At 63.8% G+C, this 19317-nt stretch carries 22 protein-coding genes and 2 pseudogenes; 10 read left to right on the top strand and 14 right to left on the bottom strand.

The window, feature by feature from the left end; genetic code table 11:
* Positions 1–21: 21 nt before the first annotated feature.
* From JQT59_RS28110 to JQT59_RS37290, 5 genes and pseudogenes are all read left to right on the top strand, one after another.
* Complete coding sequence (locus tag JQT59_RS28110) at positions 22–291, top strand: metal-sensitive transcriptional regulator (protein ID WP_213572834.1); 270 nt, start codon at positions 22–24, stop codon at positions 289–291.
* Positions 292–323: 32 nt separating this feature from the next.
* A complete protein-coding gene (locus JQT59_RS28105; RefSeq protein ID WP_213572833.1) occupies positions 324–560 on the top strand; it encodes a YgaP family membrane protein in 237 nt (78 codons plus the stop codon).
* Between the two features lie 34 nt (positions 561–594).
* The gene (locus tag JQT59_RS28100; RefSeq protein ID WP_213572832.1) at positions 595–1008 is read left to right on the top strand and encodes a DUF302 domain-containing protein; all 414 of its coding nucleotides are present in this window, start codon (positions 595–597) and stop codon (positions 1006–1008) included.
* Between the two features lie 37 nt (positions 1009–1045).
* Positions 1046–1819: a sulfite exporter TauE/SafE family protein gene (locus tag JQT59_RS28095; protein WP_213572831.1), complete on the top strand. Its 774-nt coding sequence runs from the start codon at positions 1046–1048 to the stop codon at positions 1817–1819.
* A gap of 87 nt (positions 1820–1906) precedes the next feature.
* Positions 1907–2414: pseudogene (locus JQT59_RS37290) on the top strand (MBL fold metallo-hydrolase); the annotation flags it as partial.
* Between the two features lie 316 nt (positions 2415–2730).
* Here the strand turns inward: JQT59_RS37290 and JQT59_RS37285 are convergent.
* The 4 genes and pseudogenes from JQT59_RS37285 to JQT59_RS28075 form a co-directional block, all read right to left on the bottom strand.
* Positions 2731–2859, bottom strand: a pseudogene (locus tag JQT59_RS37285) (copper resistance protein CopC); the annotation flags it as partial.
* 624 nt (positions 2860–3483) lie between these two features.
* The gene (locus tag JQT59_RS28085; protein WP_213572830.1) at positions 3484–3741 is read right to left on the bottom strand and encodes a hypothetical protein; all 258 of its coding nucleotides are present in this window, start codon (positions 3739–3741) and stop codon (positions 3484–3486) included.
* 24 nt (positions 3742–3765) lie between these two features.
* A complete protein-coding gene (locus tag JQT59_RS28080) occupies positions 3766–4758 on the bottom strand; it encodes an Acg family FMN-binding oxidoreductase (RefSeq protein ID WP_213572829.1) in 993 nt (330 codons plus the stop codon).
* Positions 4759–4864: 106 nt separating this feature from the next.
* Complete coding sequence (locus tag JQT59_RS28075) at positions 4865–5143, bottom strand: hypothetical protein (protein WP_249354673.1); 279 nt, start codon at positions 5141–5143, stop codon at positions 4865–4867.
* Positions 5144–5361: 218 nt separating this feature from the next.
* Between JQT59_RS28075 and JQT59_RS28070 the strand changes: the two genes are divergently transcribed.
* Together JQT59_RS28070 and JQT59_RS28065 are read left to right on the top strand one after the other, a co-directional pair.
* Positions 5362–5967, top strand: coding sequence for an Rv1733c family protein (locus tag JQT59_RS28070; RefSeq protein WP_213572827.1), 606 nt, complete (start codon positions 5362–5364; stop codon positions 5965–5967).
* Between the two features lie 50 nt (positions 5968–6017).
* Positions 6018–7016 carry an Acg family FMN-binding oxidoreductase gene (locus JQT59_RS28065; RefSeq protein ID WP_249353909.1) on the top strand — a complete coding sequence of 333 codons (999 nt, stop codon included), beginning with the start codon at positions 6018–6020 and terminating at the stop codon, positions 7014–7016.
* Between the two features lie 38 nt (positions 7017–7054).
* On the opposite strand, the gene JQT59_RS28060 is transcribed toward JQT59_RS28065, so the two are convergent.
* Complete coding sequence (locus JQT59_RS28060; protein ID WP_213572826.1) at positions 7055–8053, bottom strand: MBL fold metallo-hydrolase; 999 nt, start codon at positions 8051–8053, stop codon at positions 7055–7057.
* Between the two features lie 218 nt (positions 8054–8271).
* Between JQT59_RS28060 and JQT59_RS37790 the strand changes: the two genes are divergently transcribed.
* On the top strand, positions 8272–9141 hold the full coding sequence (locus tag JQT59_RS37790; RefSeq protein ID WP_283254023.1) for a glycine-rich protein: 870 nt from the start codon (positions 8272–8274) through the stop codon (positions 9139–9141).
* 146 nt (positions 9142–9287) lie between these two features.
* Here JQT59_RS37790 and JQT59_RS28050 read toward each other — a convergent pair whose 3' ends face one another.
* Positions 9288–9737 (bottom strand): CarD family transcriptional regulator, encoded by a 450-nt coding sequence (locus JQT59_RS28050; RefSeq protein WP_249353907.1) that lies wholly within the window; start codon positions 9735–9737, stop codon positions 9288–9290.
* A 152-nt stretch (positions 9738–9889) separates the two neighbouring features.
* Between JQT59_RS28050 and JQT59_RS28045 the strand changes: the two genes are divergently transcribed.
* Positions 9890–10525, top strand: a complete 636-nt coding sequence (locus JQT59_RS28045) for a TetR family transcriptional regulator (RefSeq protein ID WP_213572824.1) — start codon at positions 9890–9892, stop codon at positions 10523–10525.
* 25 nt (positions 10526–10550) lie between these two features.
* Here JQT59_RS28045 and JQT59_RS28040 read toward each other — a convergent pair whose 3' ends face one another.
* From JQT59_RS28040 to JQT59_RS28020, 5 genes are all read right to left on the bottom strand, one after another.
* Positions 10551–10961 (bottom strand): secondary thiamine-phosphate synthase enzyme YjbQ, encoded by a 411-nt coding sequence (locus JQT59_RS28040; RefSeq protein ID WP_213572823.1) that lies wholly within the window; start codon positions 10959–10961, stop codon positions 10551–10553.
* A gap of 60 nt (positions 10962–11021) precedes the next feature.
* Positions 11022–11711, bottom strand: coding sequence for a TerD family protein (locus JQT59_RS28035; protein WP_213572822.1), 690 nt, complete (start codon positions 11709–11711; stop codon positions 11022–11024).
* A gap of 123 nt (positions 11712–11834) precedes the next feature.
* A complete protein-coding gene (locus tag JQT59_RS28030) occupies positions 11835–12248 on the bottom strand; it encodes a CoA-binding protein (protein ID WP_213572821.1) in 414 nt (137 codons plus the stop codon).
* A gap of 105 nt (positions 12249–12353) precedes the next feature.
* A complete protein-coding gene (locus JQT59_RS28025) occupies positions 12354–12578 on the bottom strand; it encodes a hypothetical protein (RefSeq protein ID WP_213572820.1) in 225 nt (74 codons plus the stop codon).
* A gap of 301 nt (positions 12579–12879) precedes the next feature.
* Positions 12880–14427 (bottom strand): hypothetical protein, encoded by a 1548-nt coding sequence (locus tag JQT59_RS28020; RefSeq protein WP_213572819.1) that lies wholly within the window; start codon positions 14425–14427, stop codon positions 12880–12882.
* 561 nt (positions 14428–14988) lie between these two features.
* On the opposite strand from JQT59_RS28020, the gene JQT59_RS28015 reads away from it, so the two are divergent.
* Entirely contained in the window at positions 14989–15273 is a 285-nt protein-coding gene (locus JQT59_RS28015; RefSeq protein ID WP_213572818.1) for a ScoMcrA-related endonuclease, read from the top strand.
* Between the two features lie 22 nt (positions 15274–15295).
* Here the strand turns inward: JQT59_RS28015 and JQT59_RS28010 are convergent, their stop codons facing one another.
* From JQT59_RS28010 to JQT59_RS28000, 3 genes are all read right to left on the bottom strand, one after another.
* On the bottom strand, positions 15296–16576 hold the full coding sequence (locus JQT59_RS28010) for a hypothetical protein (RefSeq protein ID WP_213572817.1): 1281 nt from the start codon (positions 16574–16576) through the stop codon (positions 15296–15298).
* Positions 16577–16684: 108 nt separating this feature from the next.
* Complete coding sequence (locus JQT59_RS28005; RefSeq protein WP_213572816.1) at positions 16685–17260, bottom strand: TerD family protein; 576 nt, start codon at positions 17258–17260, stop codon at positions 16685–16687.
* A 322-nt stretch (positions 17261–17582) separates the two neighbouring features.
* The gene (locus JQT59_RS28000) at positions 17583–18131 is read right to left on the bottom strand and encodes a hypothetical protein (RefSeq protein WP_213572815.1); all 549 of its coding nucleotides are present in this window, start codon (positions 18129–18131) and stop codon (positions 17583–17585) included.
* Positions 18132–19317: the final 1186 nt, after the last annotated feature.

The raw sequence follows: 19317 nt of genomic DNA, 5'->3' as shown, positions 1-19317 counted from the left end.
AGGTCTAGGAAAGGAAACGCCATGGTCGGCGACGAAGACAGCATCGCATTAGTACTCAACCGGCTCCGCCGCGCCCACGGGCAACTCGCCGGGGTGATCTCGATGATCGAGCAGGGCCGCGACTGCAAGGACGTCGTCACCCAACTCGCCGCGGTCTCCCGGGCCCTGGACAAGGCCGGGTTCAAGATCGTCGCCACCGGACTGCGCGAATGCCTCACCGGCGACACCGCCGAGGGCAAGGAGCCGATGACCGAGGCAGAACTCGAGAAGCTCTTCCTCGCTCTCGCCTGAGCCCCTCCGATCCACCGACAGGAAAGGCGACCATGACCGAGACCCTCCACGCCCGCAGCTGGACGATCGAGCGGGTAGTCCCGCTACTGGCCGGAGTCATGGTGCTCGCGAGCATCGCTCTGACACTGGCGTTCTCGTCGTGGTGGCTGCTGCTCACCGGTTTCGTCGCCGCCAACCTGCTGCTGTTCGGTGCGGTGAGCTGGTGTCCGGCGAGTCTGCTGCTGCAGCGTCTCGGTGTGCCCCGGCGCACCGCAGCATGCCCAACCTGATCCCAGGCCTCCGAGAGAAAGGCAGCACACGCTCATGACACTCGCACTGTCGACCACCCTGCACACCTCGTTCGCCGACGCGGTGGACCGCACCCGCAAAGCCCTGGCTGACCAGGGCTTCGGGGTCCTCACCGAGATCGACATGAAGGCCACCCTGAAGGAGAAACTCGGTGAGGACATGGAGGACTATCTGATCCTCGGTGCCTGCAATCCGCCGCTCGCCCACCGCGCGGTCACCGTGGACCGCCAGATCGGGCTGCTGCTGCCGTGCAACGTCGTCGTCCGCGCCGACCCCGCAGATCCGGGTGCGGTGCTGATCGACGCGATGAACCCGCAGGTGATGGTCCAGGTCGCCGACCAACCCGGGCTCGGGGCGGTCGCCGACGACGCCACCGCAGCGTTGCAGGCCGCCATCGACTCCCTCGGCGCGGGCGCATCGACGGACTGACATCGCTTCTGCCCATTCCCGGCGAAAAGGAGGATCGGTGACCCTGGGCATCGCGCTCGCGCTCGGTGCGATCATCGGCGTCCTGCTCGGACTCCTCGGCGGCGGCGGATCGATACTGGCGGTCCCCGCCCTGGTCTTCGGTCTCGGCCTCGACCTCGAACAGGCCATTCCGATTTCCCTGCTGGTGATCGGTGTCGCCTCCCTCGTCGGAGCCATCCCGAAAATTCGTCAGCACCAGGTGAACTGGCGTATGGCCGGGGTCTTCGCCGCCTGCGGTATTCCCGCCACCTTCGCCGGCAGCGCGGTCGGGCGTGTGCTGCCGCAATCGGTGGTGATGGTCGGCTTCGCCGCCGTGATGATCTTCGCCGGGATCCGGATGCTGATGGACCGCGGCGACACCGGCACCGCCTGCGAGGTCGGGGACTCGGGGATCGACTGGCGCCGCTGCGCCCCCCGATCCATCCCCGCCGGGGTCGCGGTGGGGTTTCTGACCGGCCTGTTCGGTGTCGGCGGCGGCTTTCTGATCATCCCCGCCCTGGTACTGATGCTCGGTCTGCAAATGTCGGTCGCGATCGGCACCTCGCTGGTCATCATCGTCGCGAACTCGGCGGCCGGCCTGATCTCGCACCTGAGCGGCACGAGCATCGACTGGGCGATCACCGCCGCGTTCGCGGGCACCGCGATCGTCGGGTCCCTGATCGCCGGTCATGTCGGCGCCACGGTCGACACCGACCGGCTGCAGCGGTGGTTCGCCTATCTCGTCTTCGTCGTAGCCGCCTATGTGCTGGTCGACACGATCTTTCTCCGCTGAGGAGGGCGGGCACCGACCCCCGACACCGTTTCACCGATGCCCCCGGGTATGCGAATTCCACAAGAACATGTGAGGAAGGTACGAGTCATGGACGTGTCGATCATCGAGCCCTCCGGTTTGGGCGACCGCAGTTACCTGGTCAGCGACGGCGCCGGCGACGACGTCGGCTACCAGCGGCGCGCCGTCGGTGACGGTGAAATCATCAACGCCGGACCCATCCAATTGCAGGTCATGCACACCCCGGTCACACCCACCCCCACGTCAGCTACGTCCTGCGCGACACCGCCGGCACCACCCACGCAGTCTTCACCGGCGGCTCGATGCTCTTCGGCACCACCGGCCGCACCGACCTCCTCGGCAGTGACCACACCCAGGAACTGACCCACGCCCAGTACCACTCGGTGCGGCGCCTGGCCGACGAGCTCCCCGCCGACACCAAGGTCTACCCACCCACGGATTCCGCAGCTTCTGTGCCGCCACCCCGGCCAGCGGCGAGTCGTCGACCGTCGGCGAACAACGCGACACCAACCCCGCCCTGACCCAGGACGAACAGAGCTACGTCGAGGAACTGATCGTCGGCCTGTCCGCCTCCCCGGGTCGGTGAGCACGACGAGACCGGGCGGGCTCTGCCACCACACGTTCACGTCGCCGGCGGACGCGGCGAGGGCAGCGCCGAGGCCGAGGACACCGACAAGTCCGATCAGGGCGCCGGCCACCAACGGGACCGCACCACCGGCAGGGACGGATTCCCTCGTCGGGCGGTGGTGGTGATGCGTTCGGGCGACCAGACCGCCGAGTGCGACGGCGAGCCCGAGGAGCAGCAGCCACCGCAGGGCGGCATCGGTCCAGGACGTCGACCGGCCGCCGGCCGCGCTGCCGTCACCGGTCAGGGCGAGGCCGATGGCGAATCGGAAGTCCTGCTCGACGAGGTCTCCGTCGGCACCGGTCACCTGCCAGCGCACGGTGTAGGTCCCCGGGGCCAGCGGGTCGGCCGGGCGGACAGTCGCGGTGACAGCCGCGACCGTGTGGGTCGTGCTCATCCAGTGATCATCCGCAGATGCACTGGTCGGACCGTGCGATCTCCGCCGGACGGTGTTGATGACCTACGGCCATAGAGCCACCGAGCCGCGAGCACAACACTCGAAGCCAGGACAACGCAATGAGACACGATGATCGGCCGAGCACCCACCACACCCACGGAAAGACCGTGAACACGCGAGCGCTCCCCACGGTCCCCGACCGACGTACCGTCGAATTAGCCGTGGCGCTGGCGCGCCGCGCGTCGTCGCTGCACAACAGCCAACCGTGGCATTGGGTAAATGGGCGCGGCTCACCTGACGCTGTAGGGAGATCCGACCGGCTGTTGCGTACCACCGATGGGTTCGGTCGTCAGATGGTGATCTCCTGTGGTGCGGACTTGAATCATCTCGAGTACTCATTCGCGGCGAATCGCTTGCGTCCTGTAATCGCTGCCGCGGCCTTCCTGCCGACAACTTCTGTCTACTATGCGCTTCGTCCCGGCACCGCAACCGCTCGATTTCGTCGCACGAATGGCGGCGGCGATCGAACGACGACGAACCGAATGACTGCCACTGGACGCACCGCCTCTGCGGAGCGAGACACTCGACCGGCTGGTGCGACCCATAAGGACGGTAACGGGGTGGTCAGAGGGAATTGACGCCCTGCAGGACAAGAGCCGGCCACCCCGGGACCATCAGGCCGATACCGATCGAGATCAGTATGAGACCCCAATTGTTGTATCGTGCACTGTAACTAGCGGCCAATCCGCAGAAGACGATTACCGACGCGCAGCCGAGCACATTGAGTGCGGAGGTTGCGAACAGTGCGGCACCACCGGTGAGTGCAGCGGCGACCAGCCAGAAGTACCGCAGATCGCGAGCATCGAGATCGAGAGTGTGCACGGTATTTCCTGTCTCATATGACTGTCAGCGCCTGTTTTCTCGTCGAGATTTGTTCACCGACAGCACGGTATTTACCTCACGCCGGGGAGTCTGCCGCGGAGCGAGGTTCCCGACCGTGCCGAGACGAATCAAGACCTGGGCAATGGATGGCTCGGGGAGAAGGTTTCCGATCATCGTCCGGCTCTGCGGGACCTCGGTCATGTGGGTGAGCGGGCAGGTGGCAACTTTGTTCACCGTTGCGTCGAGCAGTACGGCGGAGAGGGCTTCACCGCAGCGCAACCAGTCCATCCGAGTGTCGGTTCCGGTGCTCAGCACCACCACGGTCGACTGATCGATCTGCGTCGAGTCGGCTCCGTGTGTGTCGGTTCCGGAGGGGAAGTTGCGGCCGATGCCGACGCGTGCCCGCTCCTCGGCGGTGGCCAGCGCAGTCGGTGGGATTCCTCCCGCCGGAATCGAATGACCTGCCCACCAATGTAATTCGGTGTGATACATCGCGTCGTAGCGTCGCGCAGCCGCGGTGAGTTCCGTCGCCTCTGCCAGCGTTCGACGCGCATCGGCGGGGAGCACGGTCAAGCGTGCGCCACGTCCGCGAACCACCTCGGACAGGGTGCCCGGGCCCCACGCCGTCAGGGGGTCGAACGCCCGTCGATCCGAGTAGCGATGCCTCATCGCGGCCGCGAGGTCGAAGTCGTGCGATTGAGGGCGAGCGTCATGCCGGAAGCGAATCGTCGCCAGATGGGGTGAGTGAGGGCCTTCGGGGAGCCGCTGGATATCCGCGGTCCATCGCACTGCGGTGAGCGCCACCTCCAGGTGATGAAGGGCCGCTCCGCAGCTGATCACCATCTGGCGGCCGGTGGGGTCAGCCGTCTTCAGGAGTCTTTGGGGATCGGTATGAAGTTCGAGGCGATCGTCGGTCAGCGTCCAGTGCCATGGCTGGCTGTTGTGGACCGACGGGGCGCGGCAGGCCAAGTCGACCGCGTGCCGCACCACATCGAGGCCGGGAATCTCGACATTCATGGTCTACTCCTCACCTGCACTCTCACCGACGTCGCCGGCGGGATGGGCGCACCGCCCTTCCTTACCCATACTCGTCGTCGCAAGGCTTCCGCGGCAGGGCCTATGGTCACCGCAATTGGTGTCCGAGCGTCCCGGTGTGTCCCCTGCGTGGCCGGCGGGGCATCAACATTGCTGTCGCAAGGCACAGAATTCCGACAAGAATCGCTGCCGCACCCACACCGACGAGAGGCGTCGCGAGCCAGACACCGAGAAAAGCGACCAACCCTGCCACAGTCGCGCCGGACAGCACCGCAAGCGCCATCCCGGCCGGGTGCAAGAATCGAAGATCGTCGCCCTCCTGGCGGTGCTCATCAGTGAATGAGCCCTCGCGATGCTGTCCCACGATGTCCTCTCCGTTTCGTGCTGCTCGGTGTGTGTCGGCTTCCGCGAACAACGGTCCGATAACCAGGAGCTTTGTTCCAGGGCCGAAGGTCACCGATTCAGGCGCCGTGGCCCACGCCGGGTGGGCGCTGGTGGAAGAGTCCTGGGCCGATGACTTTGTGCTCTACGCGCGTCGGATTCATCGCGGAAGACTCGGAAGAGGAGCGTTCCGAGGAGGTGGGGATGGACAGCACGCAGCCACTCACCTTGCGGTGGTGGCGACTGGCCCCTTGGAGCCGGAACTCGTTGATGCGCCCGAGTGATCGATTCGAGTCGCTCGCGGTGCTGATGGCCGCCCTTTTCGTGCTCATGCTGGTGCCGTGTGCGGCGGCATTCGGCACGGTCAGCTACACCGACCTGAGTGAACAGTCCCGGACCGACCGCGCAAACCGGCATGTGACGACCGCCGTCCTCGTCGATAACCCGAAGCCCCGAATGGACGACGGGTATACCCGGTCTCCGCTGACCCACGACTACGCGTCGGCGCGGTGGCGTGCCTCCGACGGATCACCTCGCACAGGGGACGTGGAGGCTCCACCGAATGCACAGGCGGGCGATACCGTCGACGTCTGGATCGATGCGAGCGGCGACGTCGTGGACGAGCCGAGGACCGGAACGGAGAACGCCGCCATCGCGGTGAGCGCGGCGATATGTGTGTGGGCCATCGGCGCGACCACTGCCGTTGTTCTACTTGCCCTCGTCCGATGGGCAGGCTCGCGCGAGCGGATGCGGCGGTGGGATCGTGAATGGGGCAACGTTGACCGGACCCCGGGATGGACGATCAATTAACCGTTGTTCGATTGACGACAACCGGAAGAATCACGTCACCGGGAGCATCGATGACCGCCGCTATGCCCGACCGAGCATCTCTCGAATCTGCAGTGGCCCTTGCGTGCAGGGCGCCGTCGCTCCACAACAGTCAGCCGTGGCGTTGGGTTGTCGACCGGTTCGGGCTTTCACTGTTCAGTGATCCCGATCGCCTTCTTCCCGCGACGGACGACTTCGGTCGTCAAATGGTGATTTCCTGCGGCGCTGCGCTGAACCATCTCGAATATGCCTTCGCTGCACAGGGCTGGGGCTTCGACATCGATCGGATGCCGGCCCGGGCCGACCGCGAGCTCCTTGCGACGGTTGGCATGTTCCACCAGCGGGAGATCGTGCCGGACGACGCCCGCCTGGCGGAAGCAATTCCGACGAGAAGTACCGACAGGTTGCCGTTCACTGCACCACCGTCGTGGGACGAGACAATTCCGCATCTGCACGCTGTGTCGGAAAGGAGCGGTGTTCGCCTCGTCGTTCTCGACGAGCGCAGCCGAGCAGCGCTCGAGGATGCGTCCCTGCGGCTCTCCGGTCTCCGTGGGGGCAATCCGATGTATCAAGCCGAACTCAGATGGTGGGCCGGTCATCCGGATTCTTTCCCGCACGGGGTGCCCGACGCGGCGTTACCGTCTGCCACTCAACGCCGTTCCGTGTCGCTGGCTCGCGACTTCCCCTCGGGCACCGCGGCATCGGCGGATCCGGCTGCGCGGCAGGATCGGGCCGCGATCCTGCTACTCACCACCGACGCAGATTCCAGACTGGACTGGTTGCGCTGTGGCGAGGCGCTGTCCGCTGTGCTGCTCACATGTGCATCCCGCGGGCTCGCCACGTGTCCGGTCACTCACCTCACCGAGATGCCGGCCACTCGTACCCTCGTCCGGGACCTCTCCGCGGACCCTGGGTTGCCGCAAGTGCTCATTCGGGTGGGAGTGGCAACCCATGAGCAGACGCTTCCGACCACATCTCGTCGTCCGCTGTCCGAGGTCCTCTTCAAAGTCCGGCCGACACCACCTGGATAGTGACCCCGCGTCGATCACCACGCAGTGGAGTCTCCGGATCAGACGCGCGCGAACAGGGCGGGATCGCTACCCGGAACCTGCGCGACGAGGCCGCGGGCGACCAGGTGCCGCAAGTGGGCCGCGCCCTCGGAGAGCGCCATGTGCTTGCCCATCGGCGAGATGTCGGCCCACGGCTTGTACCACTTCATCCGTGCGGCCACATCCCACACGCTGAGCTGGTCGTCGCCGAACGCGTGATGGAGGTGGTCGAGCCGTTCCTCATGATGTTGGATCAACTCGCCGGCGCGACCCGCGACATCGTCGATGGGGATTCCGTGGGCGCCGAGACCGCGGGTGATCTCCATCTTCTGCACGCGGCGCAGCGAGTCGAAGAACTCGGCGAGGGCATCGCGTTCCTCGAGGGGGTAGACGAAGTTGCCGACATGGGGGGTCGTCTTCTGCAGCACGTGGTCACCGGTGAACATGACGTCGGCGTCTTCGAGGTAGAAGCAGACGTGCCCGGGTGTGTGGCCGGGGGTGTAGACGGCACGCAGCCCGCGGCCGGTGAGGGCGATCAGTTCGTCGTCCACGAGAACGCGGTCGGGAGCCGAACTCGGGCCTGTGGGCGGCTCGGTGGTCGCCGCCTGCTCGAACGCCGCTACCTCGTCGGCGCCGGCGCCGGCACGGACCATGTTGAGGCGCTGAAACTCCAGCCATTCGTCGCTGCGACCGGAAGACATGTGCGCGAACAATTCGTGGTCGGACTCGTGCATCGCGATCCACGCACCCGACGCCTCCCGCACCCGTCCGCACAGCCCCGTGTGGTCGGGATGGAAGTGGGTGAGGACAACGCCCTCCACGTCCTTCGCGGAGTGGCCGATCTCCTCCAGCCCGGAGGTGAGCCCGGCCCAGGCGTTGTCGTCGTCCCAACCGGCGTCGACGAGGATCAGTCCACCCGGGGATTCCATCGCGTAGACCAGCGTGTGCCCGAGGGGGTTGTCCGTAATAGGGACAGGTATCTGGAAGATGCCATCACCGATGGCCGCCGCACCATTCATCTGCTTTACCTCGCACTAGAAACTGCTCTTGGATTCCGAAACCAAAATCGGTCTATCACTCCTTCATAGCCGCTGCGGACCGGTCGCGAACAGCCGGGTCCCGTTTAGCGGGCGTTCAGACTTTTCTCGATCCCTCGATCCGGCGCGGGCCGGCAAACGCTGTGGGATGCTCCGAACCGAGACGATCGATCGGGAGCCTGCGACGGGGGACGACTGACATGACAGATCAGCACACGAAAACACGACGCCGCTGGTACACGAGCGGGGTGTGCGGGGTGGCCGTAGTCGGCGCATCCGCGCTGCTCGCGCCCGGTGTCGCCGTGGCCGCCCCGGCACTGCCGACGGGTTGCGTGCAGGGGTCGGGCAGTACGGTGACGTGCACCTTCACCTTCACCGGCGGTGCCCAGTCCTTCACGGTTCCGGAGGGCATCACCAGCCTGGACGTGACCGCTACGGGTGCTCGCGGTGGAAACGCCGCTTCCGTGCTCGGCGGCTTCGGCGCTGTCGCGTCGCGCTCACTTCCCGTCACGCCCGGCGACGCCCTGTATGTGCTCGTCGGCGGCAACGGTGGTGACGGCACGGGTGCGGCCGGGTTCAACGGCGGGGGAGCCAGTGGCACGGGCGCGGGCGGCGGTGGCGGCGCATCCGACGTTCGGATCGGAACGGGTGAGCTGGCCGATCGGCAAATCGTCGCGTCGGGTGGCGGCGGTGCCGGAGACACCTACATCGGTGGCGGCGGCAACCTCGCTCCCAACGCACCCGCAGGTCAGGCCGGTGGCGGGGGAGGAGCCGGGGTGGCGGTCAGGCCGACGCGGGTGGTGTCGGCGGCAACGGTGGTGACAATCCCGACGGATCGGCGGGCCTTGCCGGGGTCGGCGGAGCTGGATCCGAGACCGGTGGCGGGGAGGCGGCGGCTGGTTCGGTGGCGGCGGCGGCGCCGAGAACTTCGGTGGCGGTGGAGGCGGAGGCGGTTCGTCCTACGCGCCCGACGGGACCATCGGTGCGGCCGGTGTCGACGCCGTATCGTCCGTGGTGATCACCTACGGGGCCGGTTCGGGAACCGGATCGCTGGGGAGCTTGTTCGGTAGTAGCTGAACGAGCACCGTCGCGGTAGTTCCGTCGTTACAGCGGGGGAAGTGGTGCGGCTCAACGACAACGGCAGCAGCCCGGACCTTGTATCCGGGCTGCTGCCGTTGGCAACACGCTGGGTGATTGCAAAACACGAACCGCCGAACTAGACAGCGACGGCGGTGGTTTCGTAGATCGATTCGATACGGCGTCTCGTGGCCTCGGGGGTCGTCTTCATGGCGAGGACGAGTTCGGAGATGACGAGCTGCATTGCGTGCTCGAGCTGGCGCTTTTCTCCGGCCGAGAGCGGCTTGGCCAGCGACCGTGTCATCAGATCGCGGATCACTTCACTCACCGTAAAGATGCCACCGACGGTGATCTTCTCCTGGTTGGCCTTGAACCGCCGGGACCAGTTGGACGGGTCGTCGATTGTCGGGCCTTGCAGGATCTCGAACACTCGACCGACTTCGTCGGTATTGATTGCGTTGCGCACACCGATCGCCTCGGCTTTCGCCACCGGTATCTCGATCTGCAGCCCATTCTGAGCAACTTCGAACTGCACGTATGCAGTGGGTAGATCTTTGAACATCCGGGTCGTGAGCTTCGTTACCGTCACGGACCCATGGTGCGGGTACAGGAAAATGTCTCCGATATTGAGATTCATTGATTACCACCCTTCGAGTACATTATGGCACACGCTGCCATATTGACAACCGGTGACCACCTGTGAGCGACTGGTAGGGCTTCTACCGATTGTGAGGGCCAGCGATGACCAGACTCGACGCGTTCCCTGTGTCGCCTCACCTGCCCGCCGGCCAGCCTGGGCTGCGGGAGCGGCGGCGTGAGCAGACAAATGTGGAGATCAGCGAGACTGCGCTCACCCTGTTCGAGCACAAGGGTGTCGAAGCCACGACGGTTGGTGAGATCGCGCAGGCGGCGGGCGTGTCACAACGCACGTTTTTTCGCTACTTCGCCACCAAGGAAGAGGCGGCACTCCGAGACCACTGGGCCTTCGAGGCGGTCTTGACTGCAGGGCTCGACCGACTCGACTCGGATATGTCACCGCGACTCGCGCTGGAAACGTCCTTCGCTGCAGCTTTGACGACGTACTCGGACAGTTCGTCGATCGCATCTCGGCGATTGCTGCGGGTAAACAAGCTCATCAAGAAGGAGCCGACGCTGCGCGCCGTGCTGGCGCGTGCGAGCGTGGCGCGGAACGCGACTCTGGTCGATGCGGTGTCGAAACGATTCGACTGCTCCGAACTGCAGATTCGGCTGGCCGTGGATGTGTCGATCGCAGTACTCCGAGCGGCACTGGAAACGTGGGTGGACCGTTCCTCCACCGACGAGACGGCGAACCTGCCCGAAACCTATTCGACGGCACGGACACTCGCGTACATGTGATTGGGAGTTCGCCCCACGCGCCAGCTCACCCGGCGAGGAAGCTGAAGCGGACGCGGCGCACCGGGTTGTCGACGTTGGTGTCGACGAGGCACACGGATTGCCAGGTCCCCGTCGCAACGGTGCCGTCGATGACGGGCACCGACGCGTAGGGCGGCAGGAACGCCGGCAACACGTGATCGCGGCCGTGTCCGTGGCTGCCGTGGCGGTGCCTCCACCGGTCGTCGCGGGGCAGCACGTCGTCGATGGCCCGTAGGAGGTCGTCGTCGCTTCCCGCGCCGGTTTCGATGACGACGAGTCCCGCCGTGGCGTGCGGCACCCACACATGCAGCAGGCCATCGCCGGCACCGGCCGAGGCGAGGAACTTCTCGATCTCACCGGTCAGGTCGTGCACCACCGGCTCAGCGCCGGTGCGCACCTCGATCTCAGTACTGAACATGCTCCGACGTTAGCGCGGGGGAGCATGACATTCGATCCGAAGCGGTTGGGCCCGCGCCTGTCACTTGCGGCCGGCTGCCCACTTCATGCCCCAGCTGTAGGCCTTGTCGAGGTCGGCCTGGCTGCCTTCGATGTAGTTCACTTCGCGGGTCACAGTGATGCCCTGACTGGTGTTGTGCAGCATCGCGATGGCACAGACGCGAGCGGAGCTGTTCGAGGAGTCGAGGCGAACCTCCACCTCGGGACCGCTGGTGGGGTACAGGGTGACGACGCCGTCCACTGCGGCCCAGTTGGGTGCGCCGTCGTAGATCATCGCGAAGATGAGGATGCGCTTGAACATCTCCGGGCGATCCAGATTGATATGCATATTCTCGCCGCCGGTCACGGTGCCGGTGCGGTCGTCGGCGTCGAGCTTGATGAACGGAGCGTCCTGCAGCGAACCGAAGGTGTTGCCGAGTGCCTGGACCACGCCTTTCGATCCGTCGGCGAGTTCGTAGAGGCAGCCGAGGTCCAGGTCGATACCGGTGCTGCCGCCCGCAGCGGCAGCGAGCTTCGCGAAGAAGCCGGTCTTCTTCGGCTGCGGCGCCACGCCAGTCGACCAGTTCAGGTTGACCCGCATCGCGCCCTGCCGCTCACCCGACTTGGTGAGGCTGACCGACGGTGCTGCCTTCGACAACGTCACCTTGCTCAGAGTCACCCCGCCCTGGGGTGCGGCCGGGGTGGAGGGGCGACGGGTGTAGTCGATGGCCATGGGTAGAACCTTCCGTTTGACGACCGGGCGCCGTGCCGGATCGCTGTCCGATTTGCACGGTTTCGGTCCAGGGTAGTCATACGTCCGATACTGCCCGACTCGACCTACACTGGGATCAGCCAGTCAGCTCCGCTTGTTCCACTCGATTGCCGGGCACGTATCCATCACCATGGCCAGTCCCTTTTCGGTTGTGCGTCGGAACGCTTCTTCGTCGATGACGCCGAGCTGGAACCACACGCCTTTTGCCCCCACTTGGACGGCTTGGTCGGCGAATTCCCCCGCAGCATCGGACTGACGGAACACGTCCACGACATCGATGGGAAACGGCACGTCCGCGAGAGTGGGGTAACCCTGCTCGCCCAGCACCGTCGGGGCGGTGGGGTGGATGGGAACGATGCGTTTGCCGCGTTCCTGCAGCAACTGAGCGATGCGGTACGCCGTCCGTTCCGGATTGCCGGAGAGTCCGACTATCGCCCACGTCTCCCAGTCGTCGAGCATCGACGAAACGGCGTCAGGGTCCTGCCATGAAGTGCTCATGAGACAAAGATAGTGATGCCGGGAGATTCTGACAGGTAGTAGATCCGAAGCTCATCGGAAGAGTCGGCGGGATTGCGGTTGCGAGCACGAGCTCTCGCTCCGAAATCACGATGGAACTTGGTAGACCGCTGCCGCGATGAGTAGGACGACGAGCGAGAGCAGCACGCCGCAGCTCAGTTGGCGGATAGTCTTGTTCTGCATGAAAAGTCCGGCGAGAGCTAGAGCGAAGACCAGCCAGATCGCGGGGTTCACGTAGAAGCCTGTGAATGCGCAAGCCAGGCCAAGGAGTATTCCTGGCTGAGTCCGTTCACCGAATGATGTTGTTGTCATTGCCAACCCATGATCGCCAACACCGCGGGAATTGTAACAACGCACAACGCTCCGAAGACCGCACCGTATGGAATCGCGATTAGCAGCGTGAATGGTCGACGAGACATGACGAAGAGAAGGGCGCAGTAGGCAGCCAACACGAGAATGCAAAGTAGTCGGGGATCGGGGAGTGAGTGGCAGTCATGCCGAGTCACCTTCGCCCAGACACCGAAGGCGATTCCGGCTGTGAGTATCGATGTGGCCGTGGACGCCAACCATGCTGTACGGGCGGTCGGCGGATTTGTCGGCTCGATGTCGGTGCTCATTCTCCCACAATCACGGTCCGAGGTGGATCGGACGGCGACCCCGAGGCTGTGCCGTCCACTCGCGGTACGAAGTATGTGACGCCGCGTCTGTTGCCAGGTATCGGCTCTTCGTCGAACAGGTCACCGAAGTTTTCGGGCCTGTCACCCACTACGTGTGACGTTCCGAGTTCCAGTAGCGGTCCGGCAGAGCTGGTGTTGTCGGCTTCATCGTTGAGGAGCGTTCGAGTTGGTTCGCCCGGTCGGTCCGAATACACCTCGAGTGATGGGTAGTCGCCCACATCCCCGTAAACAGATGGCCCGCTCTCGTGTGGGGACACGATGACGCTGCCGCTTACAACCTTTCCGGCGAGTTCCGATCCGGGCGGGGCGAATGGGTTCTTCGCGCTGTAATCCACCATGACCGTTCCGTCCGACGTTTGCCACGTTTTTGTATCTGGCACGTCGACTCGCACTTCACCATCGGTTTGGACAGAGGGGTTCTGCCTTGTGATTACCACACCGTTCTCATAGTCGACGTACACGGATGCCCTGGTGTGTTCGGGTGTGAAGTTCTTGTCGAATCCGCGATTGTCTCCGAGGTCGTCTTCGGGAACGTTGAATACTGACTCGCTCGGGATGAACAAACCCATGCGCACCACACCCTGACCGGGGACCGGTTCAATTCGTGACACCACGACTTCGGAGTCGACACCCTTGTACTTCGGGTCGTAGCTCTCGGTGTTCAGTATCTCTGCTGTTCGCCAGTCGGTTTCCGACGTTGGATTCCGGCCGAAGGTTTCACGGAATGCGTCTCGTTCCGTTTGTGCTCGTGTCGGGTCAAGCTGATCGCGCACGCCGTCGAGGTAGCGCACCCATTCGGGGTGTTCGTCAAGAACTTCGCGTCGTTGATATTCGGGCATCGACTCCCAGTACTCCCGATTTTCCGCAGCCGTCCCGTTTATGGGTGGTGCAGGAGCGGTGAGTCCGCCCTGCTCTTCCCCCGCCTTGACAGCGGCCTCGGCGTCCTTCGCGCCTTGCGCGTTGATCTCACCGTTCGCGACACGCATGAGGATTGTGGCCGCGTCGGCATCGATGTCTTCGGCCTGGAGGATCAACGCCTTTGCGGCCGCTGCGGTCTCCTCCATGGCAGCTCTTCGCTGGGCTGCGTCCTCTGCCGAGCGCTCGGCGGGGTATGAAGTATCGGTGACACTGCCGTCGTCCGATATTGCAAGCTCATTGCTGTCCGCGAACGAATAGAGAGCGTCGAGCTCCTTTTTCACGTGGGTGACCGCGATGTGGGTCTCGCCCGTCACCTGCCGGACTGCAGTGATCGCAGCGACCTCGTCGATAAGATTGTCTACAGTGACCCCAAAACGCTCCCGAGCTGCTTCCGCAGATTTGCCCGTCCACGCCGGGAGCCGGCCGATGTCGGCCAAACGCTGATGAACATCCTCGATCGTCGAGATCCTGGATGACAGGGATTGCTCCAGCTGCTCAAGTGAGACCGTGTCCCACTCGCGTACCGCCTTCAGATCCACAGTCCCCCGATCGAAAAATTTCCCCACGGACACACTCGGAAGTCGCGTCCACCCTCCGTCAGCGTAAGGCCTCGACAAAGTCCGTCGACAGTGAGGTCGGTGACAGGATGATTGTCCGGAGTGACCGGAAGCCTGCCTAGTAGAAGCAGGGCTCTCGGGATTCGTGACGTTGGAGAACTGCGAGGTGTCCGACGGCCATAGGCAGGCCCGGGCCGTCTGCTCGCACGTGCGGGCGTCGTATCTCGAGGCGTTGCCCGCCATCTGGTTATTCGAGGCGTGTCCCACGTTTGTGGGCGACTTCCATGCGCTCGGTCAGCAATGGGGAGCGCCAGAGGGGTCGGATGAAAGCACCCGCAACACCGACATCATGGAATTTGGGAACTCGGCCTTACCCGGCATATTGCAGATTTGGCGTCGGAACTACCCTTGGGGGAGCGGTTCGATGCGGCAGTCGTGGAGGAGGCGCAAGACATCGCCGATGACTGGTCCGCTGCAACAACGAAGATGACTGGTCCGCTGCAGCAATGAAACAGAGCGAAGATATCGCGGAAGGATGACGAACTCACCACGGCGTCTACAGTTGCAAGCGTGAATTTTGATGCCATCGACCGTCCAGCCGTACTGAAGGCGCTCGCCAAGTGCGACGAATCGAGTCGGGACGAGTTTCTGAAAGAGTTCGGGTTCAATCGTGCACTGAAGTATGAGGTGGTACACGATGGCAAACGGTACGACTCGAAGGCGATTGTCGGTGTTGCGCATGGCTACGCGACGGGGATCTTCCTCCGGCCACATCAGTTTTCAGGCGGGCGCAAGGTTACCAGTCGACTCGAAGAACTCGGATTCGAGATCGCAGGTGTCTCTGCGCCGCATTAGTGCCGCACCGACCGCTTCTCTTCTAGCCGCGCCTATCTTCGAAACTCGGCGCCTTTTCCTTACCTGGCTCGGTAACCTGCTTGATCTTTCTCCCGAGAAAGCCGAGCCCTGCCGCACCTGCGTCGACACCACGGCTCCCTAGTGCAAGTGCGGACCCGCCGAGTGTTTTGAAGTGGTTCCCTAGCTCGGCCAGCGCATCACCGATGCCCGGATCTTCGTGGTCCTGCCATCCCTGTACCTGACTGCGCCGTGCCGTGGCGAACGAATCGAGGTCTTCGCGCAACTGAACGATGTCTCGCTTCAGCTGTCCGCTGGACATCCACCGTACGATCTCGAGGGGCTTGATTGCGGCGTAGTGTGCGAGCTCTGTACGTCCGCGCCGAAGTAGCTCACCGTCTGCATTCAAGTGCTCAGCAAGCATCTGCCGGGCGGTCGCAATGACCAGTTCGAGATTCTCGGGTTCGGTCTGGCGCACGCGTTCAATTCGCAGCCGTTGCCACAGGTAGAGCGAATCTTCTGCAATCACGAGGAGTTCGAGCGTCTCTCCAAGGCGGTTGTCCTCCACTGCCTTCTTGAGATACGAAGCGCGATCTTGGACGGGCTTGGCCGCATCGAATCCCTCGACCGTGAGTCGGATATGCGCTCGCAGTTTCTCGACTACCACTTCGAGGTTCGGGCCCAGCGGTGCAATCGAGTCCCAGTCCGCTGACGGGAGTTTGCCCGTCTCATCGAGTGTGTGCACCGTGCGCTTCAGTGACTGATGATGCCCGACAACATCACCGATCACCGACGCCTTCGCCAAATTGAGAATGGCGTCGACCTTGCCTTCGACCCGTTCGACCGCGTGAGTGGTTTCCGCGATTGCGGTCTGAAGTGCGATCACGGCGACTGTCAACTGGATGGAGAGTGCGCGTGTTCCCGCGAGTGATGCTTGCTGCCACTGCATTTGCCCACGGAACTTACCGGCGGCATCGGCGACCATCATTCGATTGAACCCGGGATTTCCAGGTATGACGTGGAACTTCTTCATCAGATCGACGCTTTCGGGCGCAAGCCGGACGAACGTCCCGTGCTGCGCGCCCATCGCTGCCAAGCCGGCGGCCAGTGCCGCAGTGCCCGCAAGTGATTGCGAATCGACCCCCGCCACCTCGATCGCGCTAACCGCGTTGAATCTGAGCTTGTCCAGGAACATCTGGACGGAGGATTGGTCACCAGCCACGAGTAGACCCTCGGGCTCCACGACAACGGCCAATTCCGACTCAGACTCGGCGGAACTCTCGTCTGTGCGAACCACATCACTCACGGCGCATTCCTTGCTTGTCTGTAGGCGCGGCTGTCGGTTGGCGCGCTAAGGGAACATCGCTGATCTCCGTCGAATCATGATGAAGATCAGTAGGGTTAGTCTTCTGGCTCAGATATTTACGCCATAATCGCGTGCGATGCCGGCGAGCCCGGAGGCATAGCCCTGGCCGATTGCGCGAAACTTCCATTCGCCGTTGTGGCGGTATACCTCACCGAATAGCATCGCGGTTTCGCTGGACGCGTCCTCGGTGAGGTCGTAGCGTGCGAGTTCGATGTTGGTGACGCTGTCGACAACGCGAATATACGCGTTGGTGACCTGTCCGAATGATTGCAGGCGGGCTTCCGCGTCGTGGATGGAGACGGGAAAGAAGATATTTGTGATTGTTGGGGGCACTGCGGAGAGGTCGACGTTGATCACTTCGTCGTCGCCGTCCCCTTCGCCGGTGAGATTGTCGCCTGTGTGCTCGATGGAGCCGTCTGGCGACCGAAGGTTGTTGTAGAACACGAAGTGCAGATCTGACAGCACCCTGCGATCTTGCCCGGTCGCCAGGGCGCTGGCATCGAGGTCGAAAGGCGCACCCGTGGTGCCGCGGGCATCCCAGCCGAGTCCAACGGCCACAGTCGTGAGATTCGGCGCCGCCTTCGAGAGTGAAACGTTGCCGCCTTTGGCCAGAGTGACGCCCATGCTGGATCCTTTCGAGACTTCGGACGGCGATCGATGGTCGGCGTCCACATTCCGTGGTTCGCCCTACAATAGCCACACACTTCGACGGTGTCGGGCCGAAGCCGTTCATATTCGGCTGCGGTTCGCCTCTCGCTTGTTTCCGCGCTCGACCGATAGACATCCAAGGACCTGACCGCCACGCGCTGATCGGCAAGCTCGCCGGCTGCCCCGGGCTGGGGAAGGACCTCAGGACCGTGGAGGAACGGTGCGTCCGCGAGTGACCGTTCGGCGCGGCCCCCGACCCGACTCTTCTGCAGGGTAACGCCGACCGACATCTGTCCGACTATCTAGTGTGGTACGCGGTTTGCTGCGTTGGAGTGGGAAGGAGCGGGTCGTGAAGCGGTACGACGGTGTCAATGGCCAGATCGTTGTCGACGATCCGTATGTGTGGATCACCCGGGAGGAGCTGGCGGCTGACGTCCACTTCCCGTTTCCGCTCGACCCACGGCGTGCGCCGCTCTCCAGAGTGCTGAAGTGCCGCTTCCTGCCGGCATCTGATTCCACTGTCGGCTACTTCCACATCGTGGCCGAAGGAGCGGGTCTTCCCGGCAGGGAGGGCCCGATCGCTCATCCGGACCTCGTACTCATTGCCGATACTCATTCGGCAGGGTTCCACGAACTCGCTGAGAACCTTGCGCACTACTGCGGCGTGGAAGTACTCGAAGCGGAGTCGCCGCCCTCCTCGAAAGACAAGTTTCTCATCGCACTCGACGCGCTCGAGGGCCTGGCATCGGCGGACGAGATCGTTCTCGAAGCCGGAGGTATGGACGCTTCCGATCGACGCGGTGAGACATTCACGTTGTTGGCCGACGAGCTCGACGCCCTCGATCATGACGAGCGGGTGACGTGGGCATGGATTGGCGACTCCAGATTCGCTGCGGGCGGGTGCGTGCCAACCCCTGCCTCCGATCGCGAAACGCGTATTCGTGAGCTCACAGGTTTGCGGACGTCGCTGCGCAGCGATGCGGGAACCCGACAGCTCGTCGCTGCGGTCGCCGGCACATCGCTGGCCGCGCTGTCCACGATGCGGCTGGCGCAGCTTTGGGAGATCGTTGCACCACCCGCACCCGCACCTGCGCCGCAGACCACACCGCGAACTCCCAGCGCTGGAACTTCGACATCGAGCCTTCACGCTCCGAGCACGCCCAACGCACAGCCGCGTTCCCCCGAACCGAAAATTCCGGAAGTACCGGGACCCGAAGCGCCGACACGAGCACTGGTTGGGCCGGCACGCCCGGAATCCTCGAACCCAAGACCGGCCCCTGTCGCGGCGCCGGCACACACCGTGCAAGCGCCGAGAGGTTCGGCGGCAGTCGGCTCTCGTTGGCGGGTCTACTTCGATTGCGAGGGGTTTCGCACGATCGCCGTGTGCGATCCAAGGACCGGAGAAACGAAGATCACCAAGGGTGAGCTGCAAGGGCGCCGGTTTACAGATCCCACATCTGCCGTTAGTGCGGTGATTGAAAGACACGACTCAAACAGCGTCGACAATCCCGACGGTTGGAAGTTGTGGTTGCTCCACGATGGGTCTGGTCGCTCGATCGGCTCCATGAAGCAAAGTGGCGTTGAAGCCGATCGTGGTGAAGTCGAAGACATTGCCCCGCCGAGTGCACCACCTCGTTCTCAGCCAGCGTCCACAGCCCGGCGTTGCAGATCAGGGAATTGATTGGTTTCTCCTGCAACTCCGCGCCCGGGGTGCGCACGGTGAGCGTGTAATGACCTCCAGGCGGACTGCAGTGCGGGTAGAGCGTCCAGGTGCAGCCCCTATCGTGGTTCGGGTCAAAACGCGGACAGCGGGTACTTGGCAAGCCCAGAAGGCAGACGAGGATCTGAGCAACGACGACACGGGATCGTCCTTCTGGGCTTTCGTTGATCTGTCGACGTCGAGGAAACCGGTGTACATCCTGGCGTCCGAGGAGGTAGCCAACGGAATCCGAACGGCCACCGACGCATGGATTGCGCGTGATTCCAGGCGAGAACGCACAGGGCACCATGCGATCGAGTTGGCTCGTGTGGCG

The organism is Rhodococcus sp. USK13 (genome assembly GCF_018343855.1).
Classification (GTDB): Bacteria; Actinomycetota; Actinomycetes; order Mycobacteriales; family Mycobacteriaceae; genus Rhodococcus_F; species Rhodococcus_F oxybenzonivorans.
This window is presented reverse-complemented; position numbering and strand designations above follow the sequence as displayed.

Coding starts and splice junctions, on each gene's coding strand:
- JQT59_RS28065 (WP_249353909.1), top strand. CDS start 6,018: ATGACCGCCGCTATGCCCGACCGAGCATCTCTCGAATCTGCAGTGGCC.
- JQT59_RS28030 (WP_213572821.1), bottom strand. CDS start 12,248: ATGAGCACTTCATGGCAGGACCCTGACGCCGTTTCGTCGATGCTCGAC.
- JQT59_RS37790 (WP_283254023.1), top strand. CDS start 8,272: ATGACAGATCAGCACACGAAAACACGACGCCGCTGGTACACGAGCGGG.
- JQT59_RS28100 (WP_213572832.1), top strand. CDS start 595: ATGACACTCGCACTGTCGACCACCCTGCACACCTCGTTCGCCGACGCG.
- JQT59_RS28040 (WP_213572823.1), bottom strand. CDS start 10,961: ATGTTCAGTACTGAGATCGAGGTGCGCACCGGCGCTGAGCCGGTGGTG.
- JQT59_RS28000 (WP_213572815.1), bottom strand. CDS start 18,131: ATGATCGAGGGCGTCGAGCTCGTCGGCCAACAACGTGAATGTCTCACC.
- JQT59_RS28060 (WP_213572826.1), bottom strand. CDS start 8,053: ATGAATGGTGCGGCGGCCATCGGTGATGGCATCTTCCAGATACCTGTC.
- JQT59_RS28025 (WP_213572820.1), bottom strand. CDS start 12,578: ATGACAACAACATCATTCGGTGAACGGACTCAGCCAGGAATACTCCTT.
- JQT59_RS28080 (WP_213572829.1), bottom strand. CDS start 4,758: ATGAATGTCGAGATTCCCGGCCTCGATGTGGTGCGGCACGCGGTCGAC.
- JQT59_RS28035 (WP_213572822.1), bottom strand. CDS start 11,711: ATGGCCATCGACTACACCCGTCGCCCCTCCACCCCGGCCGCACCCCAG.
- JQT59_RS28110 (WP_213572834.1), top strand. CDS start 22: ATGGTCGGCGACGAAGACAGCATCGCATTAGTACTCAACCGGCTCCGC.
- JQT59_RS28105 (WP_213572833.1), top strand. CDS start 324: ATGACCGAGACCCTCCACGCCCGCAGCTGGACGATCGAGCGGGTAGTC.
- JQT59_RS28070 (WP_213572827.1), top strand. CDS start 5,362: ATGGACAGCACGCAGCCACTCACCTTGCGGTGGTGGCGACTGGCCCCT.
- JQT59_RS28045 (WP_213572824.1), top strand. CDS start 9,890: ATGACCAGACTCGACGCGTTCCCTGTGTCGCCTCACCTGCCCGCCGGC.
- JQT59_RS28005 (WP_213572816.1), bottom strand. CDS start 17,260: ATGGGCGTCACTCTGGCCAAAGGCGGCAACGTTTCACTCTCGAAGGCG.